Annotated in this window: 21 protein-coding genes; 20 read left to right on the plus strand and 1 reads right to left on the minus strand. The window is 64.2% G+C overall.

Features of this window, described 5'->3' with window-relative positions; translation table 11 throughout:
- Window positions 1–11: 11 nt before the first annotated feature.
- The 19 genes from MRBLMC3_RS14670 (at window position 12) to MRBLMC3_RS14760 (ending at window position 20,600) form a co-directional block, all read left to right on the plus strand.
- On the plus strand, window positions 12–1,694 hold the full coding sequence (locus MRBLMC3_RS14670; protein WP_363829951.1) for a phage portal protein: 1,683 nt from the start codon (window positions 12–14) through the stop codon (window positions 1,692–1,694).
- A 2-nt stretch (window positions 1,695–1,696) separates the two neighbouring features.
- Entirely contained in the window at window positions 1,697–3,133 is a 1,437-nt protein-coding gene (locus MRBLMC3_RS14675; protein WP_363829954.1) for a S49 family peptidase, read from the plus strand.
- A gap of 92 nt (window positions 3,134–3,225) precedes the next feature.
- Window positions 3,226–3,894: a head decoration protein gene (locus MRBLMC3_RS14680; protein ID WP_363829957.1), complete on the plus strand. Its 669-nt coding sequence runs from the start codon at window positions 3,226–3,228 to the stop codon at window positions 3,892–3,894.
- Window positions 3,895–3,981: 87 nt separating this feature from the next.
- The gene (locus MRBLMC3_RS14685) at window positions 3,982–5,016 is read left to right on the plus strand and encodes a major capsid protein (RefSeq protein ID WP_363829959.1); all 1,035 of its coding nucleotides are present in this window, start codon (window positions 3,982–3,984) and stop codon (window positions 5,014–5,016) included.
- A gap of 80 nt (window positions 5,017–5,096) precedes the next feature.
- Window positions 5,097–5,441, plus strand: coding sequence for a hypothetical protein (locus tag MRBLMC3_RS14690; protein ID WP_363829962.1), 345 nt, complete (start codon window positions 5,097–5,099; stop codon window positions 5,439–5,441).
- A 3-nt stretch (window positions 5,442–5,444) separates the two neighbouring features.
- Window positions 5,445–5,798, plus strand: coding sequence for a head-tail joining protein (locus MRBLMC3_RS14695; protein ID WP_363829965.1), 354 nt, complete (start codon window positions 5,445–5,447; stop codon window positions 5,796–5,798).
- 3 nt (window positions 5,799–5,801) lie between these two features.
- A complete protein-coding gene (locus MRBLMC3_RS14700) occupies window positions 5,802–6,530 on the plus strand; it encodes a hypothetical protein (RefSeq protein ID WP_363829968.1) in 729 nt (242 codons plus the stop codon).
- Complete coding sequence (locus MRBLMC3_RS14705) at window positions 6,527–7,000, plus strand: hypothetical protein (RefSeq protein ID WP_363829970.1); 474 nt, start codon at window positions 6,527–6,529, stop codon at window positions 6,998–7,000. Before MRBLMC3_RS14700 ends, MRBLMC3_RS14705 begins: the two co-directional genes overlap by 4 nt.
- Window positions 7,001–7,017: 17 nt before the next feature.
- The gene (locus tag MRBLMC3_RS14710) at window positions 7,018–7,317 is read left to right on the plus strand and encodes a hypothetical protein (protein WP_363829972.1); all 300 of its coding nucleotides are present in this window, start codon (window positions 7,018–7,020) and stop codon (window positions 7,315–7,317) included.
- Window positions 7,318–7,359: 42 nt separating this feature from the next.
- Entirely contained in the window at window positions 7,360–8,523 is a 1,164-nt protein-coding gene (locus MRBLMC3_RS14715) for a hypothetical protein (RefSeq protein WP_363829975.1), read from the plus strand.
- Window positions 8,524–8,530: 7 nt separating this feature from the next.
- Window positions 8,531–9,154, plus strand: a complete 624-nt coding sequence (locus tag MRBLMC3_RS14720; protein ID WP_363829978.1) for a hypothetical protein — start codon at window positions 8,531–8,533, stop codon at window positions 9,152–9,154.
- A 125-nt stretch (window positions 9,155–9,279) separates the two neighbouring features.
- Window positions 9,280–9,474: a hypothetical protein gene (locus MRBLMC3_RS14725; protein ID WP_363829980.1), complete on the plus strand. Its 195-nt coding sequence runs from the start codon at window positions 9,280–9,282 to the stop codon at window positions 9,472–9,474.
- A 6-nt stretch (window positions 9,475–9,480) separates the two neighbouring features.
- Window positions 9,481–12,240: a hypothetical protein gene (locus MRBLMC3_RS14730; RefSeq protein WP_363829983.1), complete on the plus strand. Its 2,760-nt coding sequence runs from the start codon at window positions 9,481–9,483 to the stop codon at window positions 12,238–12,240.
- Entirely contained in the window at window positions 12,237–12,863 is a 627-nt protein-coding gene (locus tag MRBLMC3_RS14735; RefSeq protein WP_363829985.1) for a DUF2460 domain-containing protein, read from the plus strand. The genes MRBLMC3_RS14730 and MRBLMC3_RS14735 overlap by 4 nt, the downstream gene beginning before the upstream one ends.
- The gene (locus tag MRBLMC3_RS14740; protein WP_363829988.1) at window positions 12,860–13,930 is read left to right on the plus strand and encodes a baseplate hub protein; all 1,071 of its coding nucleotides are present in this window, start codon (window positions 12,860–12,862) and stop codon (window positions 13,928–13,930) included. Before MRBLMC3_RS14735 ends, MRBLMC3_RS14740 begins: the two co-directional genes overlap by 4 nt.
- Window positions 13,930–14,379, plus strand: a complete 450-nt coding sequence (locus MRBLMC3_RS14745; RefSeq protein WP_363829990.1) for an NlpC/P60 family protein — start codon at window positions 13,930–13,932, stop codon at window positions 14,377–14,379. Before MRBLMC3_RS14740 ends, MRBLMC3_RS14745 begins: the two co-directional genes overlap by 1 nt.
- Window positions 14,372–18,466 carry a phage tail baseplate protein gene (locus MRBLMC3_RS14750; protein ID WP_363829992.1) on the plus strand — a complete coding sequence of 1,365 codons (4,095 nt, stop codon included), beginning with the start codon at window positions 14,372–14,374 and terminating at the stop codon, window positions 18,464–18,466. Before MRBLMC3_RS14745 ends, MRBLMC3_RS14750 begins: the two co-directional genes overlap by 8 nt.
- Before the next feature lie 13 nt (window positions 18,467–18,479).
- Window positions 18,480–19,199 (plus strand): DUF2793 domain-containing protein, encoded by a 720-nt coding sequence (locus MRBLMC3_RS14755; RefSeq protein ID WP_363829995.1) that lies wholly within the window; start codon window positions 18,480–18,482, stop codon window positions 19,197–19,199.
- Between the two features lie 3 nt (window positions 19,200–19,202).
- Window positions 19,203–20,600, plus strand: a complete 1,398-nt coding sequence (locus MRBLMC3_RS14760; protein WP_363829997.1) for a hypothetical protein — start codon at window positions 19,203–19,205, stop codon at window positions 20,598–20,600.
- Here MRBLMC3_RS14760 and MRBLMC3_RS14765 read toward each other — a convergent pair.
- Window positions 20,575–21,747, minus strand: a complete 1,173-nt coding sequence (locus tag MRBLMC3_RS14765) for an acyltransferase family protein (RefSeq protein WP_363830000.1) — start codon at window positions 21,745–21,747, stop codon at window positions 20,575–20,577. The genes MRBLMC3_RS14760 and MRBLMC3_RS14765 overlap by 26 nt on opposite strands.
- Window positions 21,748–21,898: 151 nt before the next feature.
- On the opposite strand from MRBLMC3_RS14765, the gene MRBLMC3_RS14770 reads away from it, so the two are divergent.
- Window positions 21,899–22,336 (plus strand): hypothetical protein, encoded by a 438-nt coding sequence (locus MRBLMC3_RS14770; protein ID WP_363830003.1) that lies wholly within the window; start codon window positions 21,899–21,901, stop codon window positions 22,334–22,336.
- The last annotated feature ends 52 nt before the right edge of the window (window positions 22,337–22,388 follow it).

Below are 22,388 nucleotides of genomic sequence, written 5' to 3' on the forward strand. Positions count from 1 at the left end.
TGGACCTGCACATGACCCTGGTCGATCGCATGGTCGCGGCAGTGTCGCCGGAGCGCGGGGCCCGGCGTATGGTCGCTCGCGCTACGCTGAACGCCGGCACGATGATGGCCAGCGGTTCGCCGGTTGCACCGGGTGGGAAGGTGACCGGGCAGGGCGGCTATTATGGCGGCCAGACCAACCGTCGGCAGACGCGCGGGTGGCGTGCTCGCCTCCGCACGCCGAACCAGGATGCGGCGAAGCGCGACGATCTGATCGCCCGTTCGCGCGAAGCGGCGATGAACATGCCGCTGGGCACGGCGGCGATCGAGCGGCCGATCGACTTCACGGTCGGTTCCGGCCTGATGGCGATTCCGGAGATCGTCGGCAGCGAAGTGGGCCTCAGCGAAGAGGGCGCCGCAGCGCTCAACCGTCAGCTTGGCAAGGATTATGACGACTATATGTCGTCAACGGATCCCGATGCGGAACGCGGCGCGACCGGATATGGTCAGCAGGAAATCGTCATGCGCGCCGTGCTGGAATCTGGCGATGTCGCCGCGTTCCGCTGCTGGGCCGATGATCAGGTCGGCCGATCGCACTATAGCGCGTGGAAGCTGGTCGAAGCCGAATGGATCGTTTCGCCCTTCGGTCATATCGAAGGTACGGCGTTCATCGGCACCGGCAATATCGTCACCGATGGGGTCGAAGTCGACGGCTATAATGCACCCATTGCGGTGCATGTTCTGAAGAAAGCGCCTGATGGGGCCTATGGCGGGCGGTACAACCGGCGCAGCGGCGACACGGTGCGCGTGCCGCTGTGGGGCGAGAAGAGCGGACTTCCCACGGTCGTCCTTGTTAAATCGAAGCGCAGGCCGGGACAGACACGTGGCATCCCCGCGCTGGCGCCGGTGATCGAAATCCTGCGCCAGGTGTCGGACCTGACGGAAGCTGAGCTGTTCGCGGCGGTGATGACCGCCATGCTCGCGATCATCTACAAGTCCCCCGGCGCACAGGCGATGCCGGAGGCCAATTATGGCGACGGTGAAGGCAATGGCCGGCTCGATGGGCTGGACATCCCGACACGGCCCGAAAGCAATATCCGCATGGAAGCGGGGCAGGTACTGGAGATCGACACCGATTCAGAAGTCGATGTGAAGTCTCCGGGTCGACCCAACCCCGCGTTTGATCCATTCTTCCTGGGCATGGTCCGGCAGTTGTCGGCCGCGACCAAGGTGCCCTATGAAATCCTGCTGCTGCACTTCACCGCCAGCTATTCGGCAAGCCGGGGTGCGTTGGAAAGCTTCTACGTCTCCTATGTCTTCCCGAAGCGGGAATGGCTGTCCTCGCTCTGGTGCGACATCGGTTATCAGGTCTGGCTCTACGAACAGGTCGTGCGCGGCGTCTATCGGATGCCCGGATTCCTGACCAACGCCAAGCGCCGCGCGGCCTGGTCCCGCGTGCGGCATCGCGGCGACGGCAAGATTTCGCTGAACCCGGCGCAGGAAGCAAAGGCGCTGGAGGTCTATGAGGCTCATGCATGGGCCACTGGCGCGCAGATCACCGCCGGCCTCAATGGCGGCGATTATGACACCAACGTCACGGTGCGGACCGCTGAGCACCAGCGCTTTGTCGACGGTCGACTGCCGATTCCCAACGCGAAGGGCGGCGGCAGCGATACGGGCGGATCACCGCCGGACGATCCGGCACAAGGGGATTGATCATGAACCGTCCACAAGCGCGTGCGTTCTCGCTCGTCGACATTTCAGAGCGTGCCTTCAACAGGCCGTTGATGATCACGCCTGAGAAGGCGCAGATCGTGCTGGGGGTGATCGGTCCGCGTCTCAATGTCTCGTCGCTTGTCATGCAGGGCGAGGGCGGCGCCCCTGTGCCGATCGCAACGCTGCAGGCTCGCGCCGTAGCTACGCACGCTGAAATGGAGAAATTGCCCGGCGACGATGCGCTGGCGCCTCGCGACTGGAATACGGGTGCGGTGCTCGATCCGTATGAAATCTGGAACGGCGCGGCGATCATTCCCGCGCGGGGCACGCTGATGGCGGAGAACGGGCTCAATCCGGCTTCCGGCGCCACCGGTTATGATGGGCTCAGCTACAAAATCCGTCACGCGCATGAGGCGTGGCGGGAAGGGCGCGTGAAGGGAATTGCCCTCGACATCGATTCGCCGGGCGGCGAGGTTGTCGACCTGATGGAGCTTTGCCATCAGTTGCTGGCGATCCGCGAAGATATGCCCATCCGGGCGATCGTGCGTGGATGTGCGGCTTCGGCGGGCTATGCGTTGGCGAGCTGCGCGAGTCCCGGCCAGATCACCAGCGCGCCCTACAGCATGGTCGGGTCTATCGGTGCGATCATGATGCACGCTGACTGGTCGAAGAACCTGGAGAATGACGGCATCGCCGTGACCCTGATCACCAGCGCCGCGCACAAGGCCGATGGGACCGCTGTTCTGCCACTGGCAGAGGATGTTCGCGAACGGCTGGAGGCGTCGGTAAAAGCCTGCGCATCCAGCTTCATCGATCATGTCGCGGAAGCGCGTCCGGTGATGAGCCGAGACGCGATAGAGGCGCAGGAGGCCCGTTTCTATACCGGCGAGGATGCGCTGGGTCAGGGCCTCGTCGACAAGTTCATGGCGTGGGACGAATCCCTGCGGGAATTCGCCACGCTGTTGAATGGCAGCGGAAGTTCCGGACGTGCTGCCCGTCCCGCGCCCGGTGCGCGATCAATGAAAGGAAGCACTATGGACCCGAACGCGCAAGCACCGGCGGGTAACGAGCCGGTCTATACCGAAGCGCAGATGAGCGCCGCGAAAACGGAAACGGCCCAGACGGCCACGGCCGCCGCCACCACGGCGGAGCGCGCGCGCATCAGCGCGCTGGCAGAGCTGGATAGCGACAGCACGTTGTCCGCGTCGCTGACCAAGGCGATCAACGAAGGCACCAGCGCTGGCGACTATGCCATCGGCCTTGCTCGCGAAAACAAGGCGGCGATTGCCACTGCCGCCGAAGCGGCGAAGAGCGAGGCGGTACGTCCTGGCGAACTTCCGTCGGGCCGCACTGCGCATGGCGGCCAGGCCAATCGCGGACAGGCGGCGGTGGACCGCCTTCGCGGCAAGATCCCCGGCCTGCCTGCCAAGGCCGGCTGACGGACCGACCATTCGGGCCGATCACGGCCCATCGTTGCAATATCGGGCGGCTCCATCGGGGTCGCCCGCTTTCGTGAAGAAAGGATTTTTCCATGGCTTACGAACAGGCGGGCTACACCCAGGAAGACCCGTACAACCCCAAGCATCTGCTGGCGTCCGGCAAGTACACTACGCGCAAGGTGACGATCCTCTCGGGCCAGAATCTTGTTGCTGGTGCGGTGATCGGCGCCATCCTGCTCGGCGCGGTCACGGTGACTCCGGGCGCGGCGGTTTCAGCAACTCCGGCGGGAACCCCCGGCAACGGTTCGATCGGAACGGTCACGTCCGACGCCGGCGCGCAGGAAGGCACTTACCAGGTCGTCATTATCGAACCGGCAGCCAATGGCGGCACCTATGAGGTGACCAAACCCGACGGCACCGTCGACGGGACCGGTGTGATCGGCCAGGCCTATAATGGCTCGATCAATTTCACCCTGGCCGATGGCGCGACCGACTTCGTGGCAGGCGACCTCATTCCCGTGGTCGTCGATTATGCGACGGGATCCGGCAAATATAAATTGTCGCTGGCCGCCGCGGTGGATGGGTCGGAAGTGCCTGACCTGATCCTGTCCTACGATGTCGACGCCACCGACGGCGACGTCGAGGCGATTGCCTATGAGACCGGCAATTTCGCCAGTACGGCGCTCACCCTTGGCACTGGCCACACCATCGCCAGCATTCGCGCCGGTCTGCGCGAAAAGGGCATCATCATCGACGGCTGACGCCGTCCTTCCCCGTCAACAGGCCCCATGGGTCGCACCCCGGTTCCGCAAGGCGCCGGGGTTTCGTTTTTCAAGAAAGGTAGTGTCATGGCCGATCATCTTTACGGCACCGAAGAACTGCTGCCCATGGTGGACTCCCTGTTCATCCCCGGCAATTTCCTGGTGAAGGCGGTTTTCCCCGGCATGATGGAATTCGATACCGAACAGGTGTCGTTCGACCGCGTGCTGGACGACCTGCGCATGGCGCCGCTGGTGTCGCCCTATTCGCCTGGCGAGGTCCAGCAGCCGCGCGGTTTTCAGAAGGAATCCATCGTCCCGGCCTATGTGAAGCCGCGCAATCCGGTCCCCGCCAATCAGGTGATGAAGCGCCTGGCGGGTGAAAGGCCGTGGGGCGAACTGAGTGCTGCGGAACGCCGCGACCTTATCGTGCTCAACCTTCTGACCGGTCACCGCACGAAGATCGACCGTCGCTGCGAATGGATGGCGGCGAGCATCATCCGGACGGGATCGCTGGTGCTGGTCGGCAATAAGTATCCTGCGGTAACCGTCAATTTCCAGCGCGCCGCCGCGCTGACCAAGCAGTTGCTGACGACCGATCGTTGGGGCGAAACCGGCGTGTCGCCCTATGACGATGTCGACGGTTGGGTCGACGAGGTGGGCGAGGAAAGCGGCGCCGCCGTCAACCTGGTCATCATGGACAAGGATGCATGGAAACTCTACATCGCGGATCCCAAGGCGCAGAAGGCGCTCGACAAGACGCTCGGCCAGACCAGCGTCGCCTATGAGCTGGGCCTGACCGTCCAGCTTCCCGGTTCCCCGGTGTTCAAGGGTCGCGACGGCAATATCGAGTTCTATGTCTACAACGACACCTATGAGGCTGATAACGGCAGCATCTCCAAGCTGTTGCCGCAGTACAGCGTCGCGCTGATCAGCCAGGGCGGCGTGCAGGGCACCATGGCCTATGGTCTCGTCCAGGACGCGCTCAACAATTTCGAGAAGGGCGCCTATTTCTCGAAAAACTGGATCGACATGGATACGGGGGCGGAGCTGCTGGAAAGCGCCTCGGCTCCCATTCCTGTGCCGGGCCGCATCAACGCGACCTGCTTTGTCCAGGTCCGCTGATCGCAGGCGACTCCTCTCCCTGCGTACCCTGGGCGGTGGCCTGCACGCCGCCGCCCTTTTTCTCATCATAGGAGGCCTGCATGGCCACGAAGACCATTCTCGTCGCGGCGCGCGAGCTGCGCGGCGGCGTGCCGCCCAAGGACAAGGAAGGCGCAGTCGAGCGTCACGTCGCCAAGCGCGGCGACCATCTGACCAGCGCAGTGATCAAGAAGCTGGGGCTGAAGGCCGCTGACATCGAAGCGCTCAAGCTGTCCGGCGCGATCGAGGAAAGGGACGCGCTTGCGGCGGATCGCGACGACAGCGACCTCGATCTGCTGTCCGCGGCGGAACTGGAGTCGGTGCTGCTGATGCGCAAGGTGGCGATCGAGCCCGGTACCGACAAGACCGGCCTGATCGCGCTGGTGAAGTCCGGCAAGGCGGGCTGATCCATGCCCGTCGAATCGGCGGCGGACCGCGCCAGCTTCTTCTCCACCAGCGAGTTTGCGGAGCTGGCGCTGTTCACGCCGGCGGGCGGTTCCGGCTCTGTCTGCACGATCATCTATGATCGCGGGCAGGGCCAGAACCGGATGGCGGTCGGCGAGGCTTCGGCCTCTGGTGCGGAGCGGTCCGCATGGATCAACGCTGACGAGGTGGAGGCGGTTGTGCGCGGTGCGCGCCTTGTCGTGCCCGTCGATGAGGATGGCGACGCCCTGCCCGGCGCGGAGACGCTGGAGGTCATCGGCGAGCCGAAGCTGGATGACACCGGCTTCATGTGGGCCGCCGACCTGGTGCTGGTGGACTGAGCCATGGTCTTCGTCCCCGGCAGGAAGCTGACCAGCTATGAACGCGGTTTCGGGCGCGGCTTCGGGATCGAGATCGCCGGGGAGGCGGCGGACCAGGAAGGTCGCGCCATCCTCGAACAGGATGCCATCAGTATCAAGGGCGCGGCGGTCGACGCGGTGGAGCACACCACCAACAGTGTGAAGACCAAGATCCGCAGCTTCATCGACCAGCATTTCGGCGGGTCGGAGATGCACGGCAACAATCACCGTCGGGTGTCCAACGCAGCGGCGCAGTCGAAATTCTACAACGACCTCTCGACGCAGGGCCAATATACCGGCCTCGTCTATTCGAAATGGGGACGCGGCAAGGGGCCGGGCAGCTTCATCGACTTTCTGGTGCTGCATATTCAGGGCGGCGTCCTGGAAGCCAGCGACGGCGGCAAGCTGAAGATTCCGAACCGCAAGGCGCCGGGATCGCTGATGGGGCAGGTCGGCAATTTCGGCGACAGCCGGATATTCATCCGCAAGTCGAAGAAGGAACCGGGCAAGTCGTTCCTGATGCGGGCCTTCAAGAACAGTGCCGGCGCGAAGCGCGGCGGCAAGGTGGTGTTGCTGGCGACGCTGGTCGACGAGCTGCGCTTTCCGGCCTCGCTGCGCGGGATCGATACCATCCTCGCCGCCGCCGGGCCGGAGCTGGAAAACAACTTCCTCTCCCTGCTGGGGCAGAGGGGCACGACAGGACCGGCAGCATGAGCAGTGTTCGCGAGCAGGTGTTGCAGGCGGTGTTCGCCAAGGTCGAGGCCGTCAGGGTCGCGCTCGAATGGACGACGGCGGTCCGCAACCCCAGCGACCCGCTGGGCGACGACCAGTTGAACGCCCTCGTCATGTTCGACGGCGGCCTGCTCGACCCGCGCGGCCTGTCGGGCGGCGTGCAGGAAGACGAGGTGGAATTCTCCATCGGCCTCATCATCCGCGAGAAGGAATCGGAAGGCGTAGCCAAGGAAGCGCTGATCGACGCCGGATTCGTGGCGGTGATGGATGCGCTGCTTGACCGGAATGACATCCAGCTCGGCGGACTGGTCGAAATGATCGAGGCGCGCGGGGGAAGTGACCCGGTCTACGGACGCGCGGAGAAAGGCGCCCGCGTCGTTGGCGGGATGGTCATGGATTTTTCAGCACGGTTCCTGGCGCGCGAGGGCGACGCCTCGCAGGTCGGGCCGTGAATCAGAAGGAGGCAGTCATGGGCGAAAAGAAGGGAATGAGCTTCACCCCGCGCAGCGGCGACACGCATGTGATCGGGGATGATGGCGAGGCGGTGAATGTCGATGCGCAGGCCCGCGGTGCTGCGCTGGCGACCGTCGTCGACCGGGAAGTGGTACCGCTGGCGCCGACTTCCGGGGACCTCAGCGATCCACCCGCTCCTATCGCGCCTGACGTGGATGCCGGCGGCTTGGGTCATGCCTCTGCTCAACCGAGTACACCGCTGGCTCCTCCACCCCGCCCGTCACATGCGTGGCCGCCGACGCGCCCTACTCGCTAACGCACGGGCCTAATTTCAACCGATACAAAAGGACAGTGACCGATGGGTGATTTCCTGATCAAGAACCGCCTGGTGCTGGCGAAGGTGGAAACCACCGCCGGCACCGATGCGTCGCCAGTGCCCGCGACCGACGCCATACTCTGCGAAGAGCCGCGTGTCGCGCCGAACATGGAGCTGGAGCGCACCAATGAGGTGACCGGCTCCCTCGATTCCATGCAGTCGATCGTCGGCGGCGGCTATGTCGAGCATAGCCAGCGTGTTTTCGCCAAGGGTTCCGGCACGCCGGGCACCGCGCCGGAAATGGACCCTTACCTCAAGGCCGGCGCGCTGGGCCTCACCACGCTGGCGGCGGCCAGCACCGGCACCGCGCAGGCAGGTGCGGCTGCCAGCATCACGCTGGCCGCTGGCGCGCCGTCGACCGATCTCAAAGGCTTCGTGATCGTGACGACCGGGGGCATCGGACCCGGCCAGACCCGCGTTATCACCGCCTACAACACCACGACCAAGGTCGCGGCGGTCTATCCCAATTGGGATGTCGAGCCGGACGCCACCACCACTTATTCGGTGAAGGCCGGGAACCTCTACATTCCGGCTTCGGCCGCGCTCAAGACGATCACCAGCTATGTCTATCAGAAGAATAGCGGCACCGGGAACGCGATCCTCAAGAAGCTTCTGGGCGGCGCTGCGAACATCGCCTTTGCCATCCAGACCCGGCAGACTGGCAAGTTCACCTTCACGCTGCGCGGTGTGCTCAGCGATCCCGAGGACGTGGCGAATCCGGCGGCGGGCGTGTTCGACGCGACGCGGCCGCGCCCGCTGCGCGACGCCGACGCCTTTCTCGACGGCACGCGGGTCTGCTTCCGCAACTTCACGCTCGATTGGGGCAATGTGCTGACGCAGGCCGACTGCCCCGGCGCGACCTATGGCTATGATCCCGCGCGGGTGACCGATCGCCGGGCAACGGGCCGGATCAACCCGCAGATGAAGACGCTGTCGGAACGCAATGCCTGGGCCGACATGGTCGCCGGCACGACCAAGCCGCTCTGGCTCAATTGGGGCGAGGTCGACGGCAACCGCATTTCCATCTTCATCCCGGCCATCTCCTATACCGGCAATGAGGAAGAGGATCTGGACGGCATCGCCGCCGACGGCCTGCCCTTCGAAGCTGTCGGTCCCGACAGCTGGGTCTATCTGCTGTTCTGGTGAGGGGCGCATGACGACTGTGATGGATCATCGCCCATTGAAGACGCTGGGCGGCGTGGACTTCGTGTTCCGCCGCCCCGATCTTTACGACCTTCCCGCGATGCGCCGTCGGCTGCGCATGGCCCGCGTGCGGCGTCCCACGCTGCTCGAATATAGCGCCATCGGCGCGGCTGGCGCCCGGCGCATCGGCGAAGCGGCTGGCGATCCGGCGGAGGGAGCGCGCCAGGCCGAGATCATCGAGCGCTGGTATGAACTGATGGTGCCGCTCGACGAGGATAAGATCGACGAGCCGGACCTGGAGGCGCGGGCCAAGCTGTTCGCGCAACAGCAGCAGGAGCGCCGGGAGGAGATTGCCAGCCTCTATCCCGACGTGCTGGCGATCGAGGCCAATCTCGACCGCCATTGCCAGGATTGGGCGGAGCTGAAGGCCGATGCCGACTATTGGGAGGAGATCAGCCGGATCGATGCGGTCCGGCTGCTGCTGGTCGAGATCGGCGGCAAGGTCTTCCCGCGCGACGCGGACGGGCTGATGATCGAGGATGGCTATCAGAGCATCCCTCCGCAACATCGGCTGCCGCTCGGCACCTTCGCTCTCGGCCTGCTCGCGCCGGACGAGACCATAAGAAAAAACTGATCATCGCCGCCGCCTGGGCTTTCGACCCGGCGGCCTATGACGGCGGCGAGGAATATACCCCGCGCAGTCCCCTGCGCGGCGACAGCTTCATCGCGCAGGAGCCGGCGGGCATCCGCTGGCTTCATGTGCATCCCGAATATCTGGTCGATGACGAAGTCGCGCTGATCGTGCGGCTTGCCCGGCTGTGGCGTGACGGCGTGCTGCCCGAAGAGGGCGGAGCGCTGGCGCAATCGGCCTGGACCGTCGCGGCCATCATGATCGTGCTGAAGGCGTGGGCCGACATGCAGGCGGCTCGCGATCGGAAGAACCGAAGGGATTGACCTCAAATGGTTCAGACCTCTCGCGCCGTTAACCTGGCGCTGCGCATTGTCGGCATCGCGGACGCGGAGCGGGACTTCAAGCGCGTCGGCGATGCCGGCGGCAGTGCGTTCCGTCAGATCGAGAAGGAGGCGATCGACGCCGAGAAGGCGATCATCAAGGCCACCAGCGCGGAAAAGTCGGCTGCACTGGTCAGCCAGCGACGTCGCACCGCCCAGGCCGAGGCGCGCGCCTTGTTCCCGACCAGCAGCGGGCCAGCGGCGGCGGTCCGACAGCAGCGGCGCAGCTATGTCACAGATGCCGTGTCCAAGGCCGAAGCCGCGATCGACGATGCGCAGGGCGCGCAAGCGCTGGAGAATATCGCGACGAAATCGGCGGCGGCGGAAGCCCGGCTGGTTGCCCTGGGTCGTGCCGCAGGGCTGGCGGGCGTCGCGGTCATTGCGTTGGGCGTCGCCACCTACAAGGTGGCGGAGGCATCCGATGAGCACAACAAGGCGCTGGAGTCCTTCAACCGGCAACTGGAGCTGACCGGCAATGTGTCGGCCGCCACGACGGAGGAACTGGAGCAGTTCGCCGATCAGGCGGCGCGGACCAGCATCGCGACCGAAAAAACGGCGCTCCAGGCCGCCGCCACGTTGGCAAAGGTACCGGGCCTCGCGCGCGAAACGCTGAAAGAGGCGCTCAGCGTCGCGGGTGACCTGGGGGACGATCCCGAGGCGATCACCCAATGGGCGGAAAAGATGGGCAGCGTGCTGACCGCGCTGGCCCGTAACGATATCGAGGCGTTGCGCAGCGCGCTCGCGGACACCAATCCCGAATTGCAGATCACGGTCATGCGTCTTGCCGAGGCGGGCAAGACGGCGGAAGCGCAGAAGACTTATATTCAGGGCCTCGCACGAGCAGCCAGCGGTTCGGGCGGGCTCGACGAAGCGGCACAGTCGGTCGACGAGGCATGGGACCGGATGCTGACCCGCATCGGAGACAGCACCGGTGTCAGCAGCGGGTTGATCAGCCTGTTCAACGGCGTCGCAAACGCCATCGACTGGACCGCCGATCGCGTCGCCAATTTCGGCACGCGCGTTGCCAACTTCTATCGGTGGGCGCGCGGGCAGCAGCAGGAGCAGGAAACCCGCTCCCCCTTCGCAACGCCGATCGACAATATGCTGGCGATGGGTCGGCAGGCACAGGGCCTGGCGACCGACGCGGCGGCCCGCGCCCTGATGGCGAAGCCCGATTCGCCGAAGCGGACGAGCGGCGGTGGCGGCAAGTCGGATGCAGAGCGGGAGGCGGAGCGGCAGGCCCGCGAAGCCGAGCAAGCCCGGCAGGCGGCCGACCGCATCAAGCAGTCGAATGATGAGGTCATTGCCAGCTACAAGCTGCGCGCGGACGAAGCGCAGGCGCGGCTGGGGCTGGAGGACGATGCGCTGGAAGCGGTCGTCCGCCAGCAGGCAATCGATGCGGCGGCGCGCCGGATTTCCATCGAACTGGTCGACAAGGAAGTGGCGGCGCAGAAGCTGGCGGCGAAGGGGCATCTCGACGAAGCGCAGGCCCGCGCCGACGCGACCGCGACCGTCAATGAGCAGACCGAAGCGGTGCGGAAATATGCCGCCGCCGAATATGATGCGGAACGGGCGCAGAAGCTGTTCATCGAACGCCAGCGCATCGCCACCCAGATGTTCGATGAAACCCGCACGCCGCTGGAAAAGATTGCGCAGGAAGTCGCGAATGTGCAGGCGGCTTTTGATGGGGGGGCCATCAGCGCCTTCACCTTCAGCCGCCGCATGAAGCAGCTTGCCGAGGACTATGTCGATCTCGGCAAAATGGGGAACAAGGTGTGGGAGGGGTTCGGCCAGGATGTCGGCCGCACGCTGAGCGACATCATCCTCAATGGCGGCAATGCCCGCGACATATTGAGCGAATTGATTCGGCTGCCGCTGGAGCGACTGCTGGCGCAGAATGTCGAGGCGCCCATCGCCAAGGTCATCGACGGTCTCACCGGCAATGATGTCCAGAAGAATGTCGCCAAGGCGAAGACCGATATCCTGCCCGGTCTGCCGCAGCAGCTCGGCATTGAAGCGGAGCCGGAATTTCTGCGGTTGACCACGGCGGCCAGCATGGCGGCGGATGCGTTGATGCGGGTGGCGGCGGCGGGCGGGTCGCCCGTCGTCGATCCGCTGGCCGACCTTGGCTCCGATGCGACAAAGGCCGCCGAGGGCATGAACGCGATCAGCAGCCAGTCGGCGCAACTCGGCTCCGCCTTCAACAGCCTGATCGCCATGGCGACGGGCGGATCGGTGTCGGGCGGCGGCGGTTTCCTGGGCACGGTGCTCAGCCTCGGCTCCAGGCTCGTCGGCCCCGCGATCGGCGGGACGGCGGTGACCAGTGCCGGCACCGACGCGGTCTATGGCGGCACGCTGGGCGGCATCTATCACGATGGCGGTACGGTGCGTCCCGGTGGCAAGCAGCGGGCCATGCCGTTCGACATGGGGGCCTTGCCGCGCCTGCATAATGGCACGCTGCGCAACGATGAATTCGCCGCCGTGCTGCAGCTCGACGAGGAAGTGCTGGACCGATCGCAGGCGCGCGCCTTCCGCACGCTGCTGCGGGGCGGGTCGCCGCGCCGGCAGGACGGCGGCGGAGGCGGGGGGCCGACCATCGTCAACAACTGGAACATGCCCGCCACGCCGGACCGCCGCCGGACCGGGGCGGAGGTCGCCCGGCGCCAGGCCGAGCAGCAGGATGACTATCGCCGCAGGGGGCTTGCATGATCGACGATGTACGCCTGCCTGAAAACTGGTCGAAGGGGTCCAATGGCGGCTTCGGCTTTTCGACGGAGGCCGTGACGACGGACGACGGCGCCGTCGAGACCAATGAGAATTGGGCGGTGCCGCTGCGCCAATATGAGATCAGCCACAATGTGAAGTCGCCGCAGGACATGGGGCTGCTTCGCGCCTTCCATGCGGCGCGGCGCGGCGCTTCACGCGGTTTCCTGTTCAAGGACTGGATTGACTATACCAGCAACGACGACGGCAATTCCCCGCCGACCATGCTGGACCAGCCTTTGGGCGTCGGGGACGGCGCGGCAACCGATTTCCAGCTTATCAAGCGCTATGACGATCCGGTCAGCCCGCTCGACGTGCCGATACTCTGGCCGGTCGAGGACACGCTGCTGATCGCTGCCGACGGCGTCGCCCTGATGTCGGGGTGGACGGTCGATCGCGGAACCGGCGTGGTCAGCTTCGCGCCCGCGCCCGCGCTGGGCGTCGTGCTGACGGCGGGGTTCGAATTCGACGTTCCCGTGAAGTTCGAGGACGATCTGCTGCGCATCAGTTGGGACACGATCAACAGCCGCAGCGTCGGCAGCGTGCCGTTGCGGGAGGATCGCGCATGAGCCGCACGATCCCGGCAGGGATGGAGCCGCATCTGGCATCGCTCCACCGTTCGCTCGCCTGGTGCCTGCGCATCGACGCGGCGCACGGCGCCAGCGTCGGCCTCAGCACGCATGACCAGCCCTTGACGATCGACCTGGGCGACGGCGCGATCGACTATGGGGGCGGTCTGACTCTGTCGGAAGTGTCGCTGTCCGCTGGCCTGGGCGCGGACAATTTCCAGGCGTCCGGCCCGCTCGGCCCGCTGTTCACGGCGGAGGATGTCCTGGGCGGGCGATGGAGCAAGGCACGCTTTCGCCTGTTCCAGGTCAACCATCGTTCCCTCGCCGTGGGATCGATCCGGGTGCTGGGCGGAAAGCTTGGCCAGCCCCAGGTCAACGGCCGGTCCTTCTCGCTGGAGGGGCTGGGTCATACCGCCGGCTACAATCAGGAAATCGGTGGGGTGACGTCGCCCTATTGCGCGGAGACCTTCGGATCGGCGCGGTGCAAATATCCGCTGCTGCCCGCCATCTGGAGCGCGGGCGCGGCGGTGACGGCGCGCGGGACATGGGATGCCGGCGCAGGCAGCTTCGTGCGGCCGTCGCTGTTCAACGGCTATCATTATTCCTGTTCCGTCGCCGGGACGACCGGCGGCATCGAACCGACTTGGCCGACGGTGCTGGGGGCGACGGTCAGCGACGGCGATGCGACATGGACGTGCGTCAAGGCCGCGACGATCGAGGCGGTGGTGGAAAGCGTCGTCAGCGGCTTCGTCTTCACTGTAGAGGCGCTGCCGATGGCGACCGTCGACCAGGAACTCGCCTATGGGCGGATGGCCTTCACCAGCGGCGCGCTGGCGAATGATCTGGAGATCGAGATTTTCAAATGGACTGCCGCGAGCCGTCGGATCGAGCTGTACGCCAGCATGTCGACCCTGCCGGAGGTCGGTGACACGCTGGTGATCCGCCGGCCCTGTCTCAACACAAGGGTCGATTGCCGCGATAGCTGGCGCAACACATGGAATTTCCGGGGAGAGCCGGACCAGCGGGGCAGCGATCAGACGCTGCGCATGCCGGGGGGCGCCGGCTGATGGCGACGCGGGCTGACATCATGGCGGAGGCGCGGCGCTGGATCGGCACGCCCTTTCATGAGCAGGCCAGCCTTCGCGGCGTGGGCTGCGACTGCAAGGGGCTGGTGGTGGGAATCGCGCGCGAATGCGGTCTGCCCGAGGCGGCTGGTTTCCATGCGCGACTGGCCGTCTATGGCGAATGGGTCGATATCGCCTTGCTCCGGCGCGGGCTAGAAAGCGAGCTGCGACGCGTTGCCCAGCCACGGCCGGGGGACGTGCTGCTGCTGAAGGTAAAGGGCAGGCCGCAGCATCTGGCGATGCTGGTCGACGGCGGATCCATGATCCATTGCTGGGGCGGGGGGCGGCGCCAGGTCGTGTCATCCCCCTGGACGCCGGGGCGGGCTCTGCGCGAACTGGATTCGGCCTGGGCCTTCCCGTCGATCCTGGATGCGGAGGCCGCGCATGGCTGATCCTGTCTCGTTCGGCCTGACGCTTGCGCTGACGGCGGTGCAGATGGGCCTGCAGGCCTCGCGCAAGATCGAGGGGCCGCGCCTCAGCGACCGCACGGTCAGCCTGGGCGATCCCGGCGATTCGAAGAATTATTTCCTGGGCACATGCCGCCTCGACAGTTGCAGCTTCCTGTTCGCGGAAGACATTCGGGAGGTGAAGCGCAAGCGCAAGAGCAAGAGCGGCAAATATACCGAATATCGCAATTACGGCACATGGGCGAACCATATTGCCGATCATCCGATCGAGGCCGTCACGCGCATCTGGTTCGACAAGCATCTGATCTATGACGTCACCGGCGTCGGGCCGGTGACCCCGATCACGTCCCTCAATCTCAGCGACTTCCTGACCATTTATGTGGGCGGCGAGGATCAGGAACCCGATCCCCGCCTGGCGCAGACGATCGACGCGAAGCTGGGCGAGGGGAGCTGCACCGCCTATCGCGGCGAGTCCTATGTCGTGTTCAAGGACATCTTCCTTGAAAAATGGGGTAACCGCCTGCCCCAGCCGTCGATCGAGGCGACCCGCAGCCCCGCGCCCAACTATCCATGGGAAAGCTTCGATTACGCCTTCAACAAGCCGCTCAACCTGACGCTCGATTCGTCCGGCACCTATGCGCTGTGGGGCGGGAGCACCTATGAATTATGGGACATCGTCACCCGCACGCGCCTCAGCAGCGGCACATTTTCCGAACCGGTCAGTGGCGGTCGGATGGGGATTTCCAGCGAAGGCCGCATCTATGCCGCGAAGGCGGGCGGGCTTGCCCATTATGAGGGCGGCGGCATCATCCAGGTGTTCGATGGGGCGACGGGCGAATTCAAGGGCGGGCTGGACACGGGCGGTTCGTACCAGGACAGTTGCATTGTCCTGACAGACGGCAAGGGCAACGATCATCTGCTGACCTACGCATGGTCGTTCTGGAACCTGCAATATCACATGAAGATATCGGAGGGCTTCGGGGGCTGGCTGCTGCTGAGTTTCGGCTGGAAGGTCACTCAGTATCTGGTCGACAGCTATGGCGACATATGGGCGGTCGGAACCAATTGGGGCCCGTTCGTCGTGCCCACGACCATGTATCTGCAGCGGATCGTCGACACCGGCGTGCGATCTGGCGCGCCCTCCTATGCCGAATTCACGGTTCCCGCGACGCCCAGCCCCGTTTCGGTCGATGCGGTCCATCATGACGGCAATTTCGTCATCCAATGGGCGGGGACCGACCTGTATCTGGTCGATGACGAGACGCTGACCGTCACCGATCATCGCGCCTTCGGCTACCAATATGCAGGCAACAACTGGGTCAATCACAACCCGATGCAGTCGAACATCTGGTTGGGAACGACGGAAGTGTCGCTGAGGGATCTGTCGACGATCCGCACGGTCGACCCGTACGACTGGAAGGCGGAAGGCAGCGTGACCGGTTCGGTCAGCTATATCAGGACGCTCAACGCGCTCCTGTCGTCCCCGGTCGATGCGGACCTGTTCACGCTGCGCTATCTCGACCGGGTTGGCGCGGGCGACCTGACAGTCGAGTCGGTCGTCGACCTGATCAGCAGCATGTGCGCGGTCGAACCGCAGGATTACGACGCTTCGCTGTGCACGGACGTGCTCAAGGGGTTCAAATTCTCCGCCGGCGCGGCGAAGTCGATCCTGGCACCGGTGCTGGAGGCGTTCGACATCGATCCGGGCTCCGAGGATTTCCTGGTGCGCTTCCGTCCGCGTGGCGGTGCGAGTGAAGGATTGATTCCAACTGGCAAGATCGTGCCGTCGGGCGACAGCCGCTTTCGCATCCCGCAGGCGCAGCCGGAGGATCTGCCGCTCCAGGTCACGATGGCCTTTGCCGACGTCAATCGCGATCAGCAGGTGAATGTGGCTGAATCGGCCCGCGCGGCCGATGCGGTCCGCACGAAGCGGATCACCCAGCTCGACATGCGGAATATGTCGATCGATGCCGATACCGCGCGCCATCTGGTCGACCGGTTCATGCGCCGCCAGCATGCGGAGAAGGAAAGCTACGAATTCTCGCTGTCGGACCGGTTCCTGAAGGTGACGCCAGGCAGCGTCTACACGATCGAGCTGGACGACCTGACGCGAATCGCGCGTTGCGTCACAAGCCGCATGGGCGCGGACCGGGTGACTGAAACGCGCTGGGTGCGCGACAATCCCACTTTGGCGGACCGGGGCACCGCGCCGGGGGCGGAAATGGAATCGCGCGAGCCGGAGCGCATTCAGGTGGCGGGCCCGTCGCGGGGCTTCATCCTGGACGTGCCGTTGCCGGTGGATTCGCTGGACAGTCCGACGCCCTTCCTGCTGCTGGCGGCGGCGCCTTTCTCGGCCGACTCGCTCTGGGGCGGGGCCTATGTCTATGCCAGCGATACGGGTGCCGCGGACGAATATGATGCGGGCTGGGCCGAAATCCCCTCGCAGTCCATCGCCCATTGGGGCGTCTGCACGACGGCTCTGGGCGATGCGCTGCCCTGGCTTCCCGATCTTGGCAACAGCATCACGATCGACATGCGAACGGGCACGCTCACCAGCGTGACGATGGACGATCTGTTGCTGGACCCGACGTTGAACCTGGTGCTGATCGGTCAGGAATATGTGCAGTTCGCCACCGCGACCCTGGTGGCGCCCCGCCAATATGAACTTTCGGGCTTCCTGCGCGGACGGCGTGGCACGGAACAGCATGTCGACGGCCATGTCGCGGGCGACAGCCTGCTGGTGATGGACGCCGCCGTGCTGTCCCGCACTATGGGGGCGTCGGAGATAGGCGACACCGACTGGTATAAGGTGGTGAGCGTCGGGCGGGAGGAGGAGATTGCCTGGGCACAGTCGCTCGCCTTCACCGCCGCCGCGCAAAAGCCCTATGCGCCCGTCCATGGGTCGCTGACGCTGGATAGCGGCACTGGCGACTGGTCGATCGACGCGGTCCGCCGCACGCGGATCGGCGGCGCCAATCTCGACGGGACCGACGTTCCCCTGGGCGAGACGGCGGAAAGCTGGTCCTGCGACATATTGTTCAACGGCGGCGTGGTCAGGACGCTCACCGGCAGCAGCCTGCCCCTGACCTACACAGCGGCGCAGCAGGTGGCGGACACCGACCGGGAACTGGTCAGCCTTTCGGTCAATCTCTACCAGGTGTCGCCTGCGCTCTCCCTGCGCGGCTTTCCGCTGGCGATATCGGCCAACACGGTCAGCTATGGGGAACATCTCTATTGGCGGCTGCTGGCGCTCGACAATTGGGGCGACGGCAGTGTGACCGGACTGAGCGACATCGAATTGCGCGGCGTGCAGGGCGGCCCGAATCTGGCCACTGGCGGAACGCCATCTGTCTCGAATGCGGGTGGCGGTGGTTCCGCGGCCGGGGCTTTCGACGGTGATCCGGCAACCGGATGGGTGGCTTCCGGTACCACAAACCAATGGGCGCAATATCAGTTTGCAGACCCGGTCGAGATCGTCGAGGTCCAGCTCTTCTCCGGCAATATCGGCGGAATCGGGCGGCTGCCCCGCGACTGCAAGCTGCAATATTCCGACGATGGATCGAGCTGGACCGATGCCTTCGCCTTCACCTGGGACGCGCCGCTCTTCGGCGATGCACGGGCCTTTCCGCAACCGGCCTATGCCAGTGGCTATGCGCGGGCATGGCGGCTCAACGTCACCGCGAACAATGGCGACAGTGTCACCTATATCGAGCAGTTGGAATTCCGGGCAACGGCCGGCGGCGCGGATCAGGCGCACCCGATCCCCAGCGACGGCAATGGCGACAGCACGGGACGCGCCGTCGGTACGTCGGGCACGCCCTGGGGCGCGTTCAACCCCGGCGACCATTGGGGTAACGCCACGTCCCTGCCGGCCTATGCGGGCTTCGTCTTCCCGGATCCGGTGAAGGTCGAGGAGATCGCGATCACGAACCTGTCCACCACGGGCCGCAGCCCGCGCGACTTCACGCTCGACTATCTCGACGATGACGGCGTGACATGGGTGACGCAGAAGACATGGACCGGAATCACCTGGTCGGCCGTCCCTGAAACTAAGACGTTGGCGGCAATCTAAAAGGGAAAGCAGCATGAACTTGCCACGCACCGGCGCCGCCATGTGGGCGGGGCCGCAGGCCACGCCGTGGGACGTGGTCAACCTGATGGCGCGCCTGCTTGACGCGGGCGCCTGCCGGTTCCTGATCGAGGATCGAGACCTGACGGCGCCGCCGGGAAGCTGCGCGGACGGGGCGTGCTACCTGATTGCGACATCGCCCACCGGGGACTGGTCGGGCGAGGCGGGCAAACTGGCGGTGGCGATCGGCGCCAATGCCTCCAATGGGTGGCAGTTCATGACAGTCGCGGTCGAGGGCATGAAGCTCTATGTCCGCGATGAAAATCTGGAGATCACGTATGACGGCAGCGCATGGACGGCCTCCGCCGTTCTGGGTGCGCCTTCCGCGACGATCCAGGCCAGCGAGGCGCTGACCGCCGGCCATGCGCTCAACCTCTACACCAGCGCCGGCGCCGCGCGCATCCGCAAGGCGAACGCGACGGACAGCAGCAAGCCCGCCAATGCCTTCACCCTGTCGGCCATTTCGAGTGGTGCCAGCGGTGCGATCTATTTCGCCGGGCAGATCATCACCGGCCTTTCCGGTCTGACGCCCGGCACGGTCTATTATCTCGACACGACCGGCGGTGCGCTCACCTCCACGCCGCCGTCCAGTTTCGGCAATGGCGTGCAGGAGGTCGGCATAGCCCTCTCCGCAACGACGCTGCTCTTCAACCCGCAACCCATGATCGAGGTGTAACCGATGAAGTGGTTCCTTTCCCTGCTGCTGGCGTTCGCGCTCGCGGCCCCGACCTTCGCCGCCGAAGCGCCGCTGGTCATCCAGTCCGGGCAGATCAGGAAGCTGCCCAGCGCGACCGCGCTCCAGCTCAGCGCGCCGACGACCGCGAACAGCAGCATCAACCTGCCGCACGGCACCGCTCCCGTGTCGCCGTCCAATGGCGATTGCTGGACGACCACGGCCGGGCTTTATTGTCGGATCAGCGGGGCGACGGTCGGCCCCTATGCGACCGGCCAGGCGGCTATCGCGGCCGACAACATCGTCGGCAACTTCACCGGTTCATCGGCGGTCCCGACGTCGCAGGCGCTCCCAAGCTGCTCGACGTCCGGCTATGCCCTGACCTACGACACCAGCACGCACGCGATCGGCTGCAGTTCGATCGGGCTATCAGCCATCGCGGCGGACAGCATTCTCGCGAACCTGTCGGGATCCTCGGCTGTTCCCTCAGCCGCGACGCTGCCAAGCTGCTCGGGATCGAACGACGCGCTTTATTACGACACGACGACCCATACGATCGGATGTCATGCTCCTTCGGGTTCTGGCGGGGGCACGGTCACCAGCATTGCGACGTCCGGCCTGGTCACTGGCGGCACGATCACCGGCAGCGGTACGATCAGCCTTTCAAGCATCAGCGCGGGCTATGTCGTCGGCAACGCGACGGGGTCGTCGGCTGTCCCGACAGCTTCGACGCTGAGTGCTCTCATCGATCAGGCGATTGGTGGGACGCAGGGACAGATACTATATCGCGGGGCTTCCTCATGGTCGGCACTTTCGCCTGGCACCTCTGGGCAGGTGCTTACGACCGGAGGTGTTGGCGCGAATCCTTCATGGGCGGCGGCGAGTGGTGGCCTTGTTCTGCTTGAACAGCATGCCGCGTCGAGTTCCGCTTCCCTTGATTTTACAGCATCGATCAGTGGAACTTATGACGAATATCTGATCGAATTGGTGAACTTAGTGCCTGCCAACAATGCAGTCACCCTTTACATGAGGTTGTCTACAGATGGAGGGGCATCCTATGATTCCGGAGCCAACTATGGCTACACTAGATGGATCACGAACAGATTCGGGTCCGGATCAGACGGAACGGACAGTGGTTCCAATGAAATTAGAATAAATAATAACGCAGTTGATAATACAGCTACCTATGGAATTTCGGGAAGTGCACGTTTTTTTAGTCCATCTAGTACAAGTTTGCACAAGATTGTTTCTGGAAGCATCACGCTCATCAATGCAGCTAATATTGAAAGTGGACTGTTCTCTGGTAGATATTTGTCGACGACCGCTGTTAATGCTTTCCGTTTTCTATTTTCCAGTGGGAACATCTCGTCAGGGACGATTAGGGTGTATGGCGTGGCAAAATGATGCTGCCCACATTCGGGAAGGTGTTCGCCTTACGATGAGGCGTGAATAGGCGAGGAACGCGCGCACTGATCCACCTTAAAACCGAATTAATGGAAAGGGTGAGTGGACGCCTTAGCCGTTCAACCCAAAGGCCGATTAGAAACGAGATGCAGAGCGATCCGCTGATGACCAGAAGCAGCCGGTCCACATCCGACTGCATGTACCAGAGCCGTGCCGCGATCATGAATTGCAGCGGGTAATGGAATAGGTAGATCGCAAAGCTCCCGTTTGCCAACCCTCGGAGCGCACGCCGCAAGATCGAGGGAACGGCCTGCGCTTGACCGAACACCATGTAGGCGCCAGCCAGATGAACGACGACGCAGATGCCGACATAGTTCATCCATGGGAAGTTCGCCGCGAACTTGAGCTTCAGAGCAATACTTCGTCCCAATGGTGAAGAGTGCAGAAAATCAGGCCAGAACCGGTCCAGTCCGATCCAATGCCCAACGATGATCGCATCGGCGCCAACAACCATCAGCGCTGCGCCAAGCCATAGAGAGTGGGGTAAAAAGTGCCGAAGCCTGTAAAGTAGGACACCGCCGATCCATACCGGCATGACGAGAAGCATCTTCGGTCCGAACAGCAGGACGGTTATCCCGATGAACGTCCAGCGCCAATAACCAGCGGAAAACAAATAGATTGTAAAGAGCAGGTAATAGAAAAACTCAAAATGAAGCGACCAGATCGGCCCGTCACTCAACAGCGAATACGACCAAAACCAAGCCTCGCCGGTGAATGTCGCTGACAGAAGCATCCTAAATAAAGGATGGCTGAACCCCATCGGCACACTGGAGAAGGAATAGGGCGCTGATGTCGCCGTCATGCCGATGAAATCGATAATTGGTACGATGAACACAGCCGGTAGCAGGACGGTCCAAAGTCTGGATAGTCTCGACGAAATGAAGTCCGCAGGCGATGCTTCCTTTGTTCCGGCCACAAAGGCAATGACGAAACCAGAAAGCACGAAGAAGGCCATGACTGCGTCGGGGCCGTAAGGAATGCCAACGCCGGAATAGCCCATTTCCGGCCTCATCGCATGATAGACCAGCACGATGACGGCGGCGATGAAACGAAAGCCGTCAAGATAACTTGAGAATCCCTTTGGCATTTATCGCCCCCTCATCACCGCAATTTAGCGTGCACGACGGGGCGCATCAAACATTTCAGCATCGCGGCGTCGTGCCAGAAGTGGACGCGACCAAACTATTTGACACCAAACACAACAGCGGGGGCGCTAGTGGACATGAAGGAAATGGCCGATGCCTGATCCGGGGGCAGGAACATCATTGGGCGAGGCCGGCGGACAGGTCGCGGGAGCACTCGCCATTCTCTACGCCGTCGGCAAGGCCTTCGCCTGGATCATCAACTGGCGGGACACGAGGGAACAAACCCGCGCCGCCAAGATGCAGGCCTGGCACGACGAATTGAAATCGCGAGAGGATGCGCTCGACAGGAAGATCGAGGATCGGATGGCGAGCTTTGAGCATCAGGTGGGCGAATTGACGCGGGTTGTCGACAAATGGCGGCTGGCGTTCCACCTGGTCGCCGCCGAACTGCTCCAGCGCGATCCGCAGTCCAAGGCGCTGCTCCAGGCGCAGCGCATCCTGTCGGAAGCCTTCCCGCTCAATCTGGCCGTGCCGGAGGATATGGTGGAAACCCTTGGTCAACTCGACGTCGCCAGGGGCAGCGGCCGATAGCGAGCGGCGCATCATCGACAAACGGGGCGCTTTCGGGCGCCTTTTTTTCATG

The organism is Sphingobium sp. LMC3-1-1.1, assembly GCF_040676285.1.
GTDB lineage: Bacteria > Pseudomonadota > Alphaproteobacteria > Sphingomonadales > Sphingomonadaceae > Sphingobium.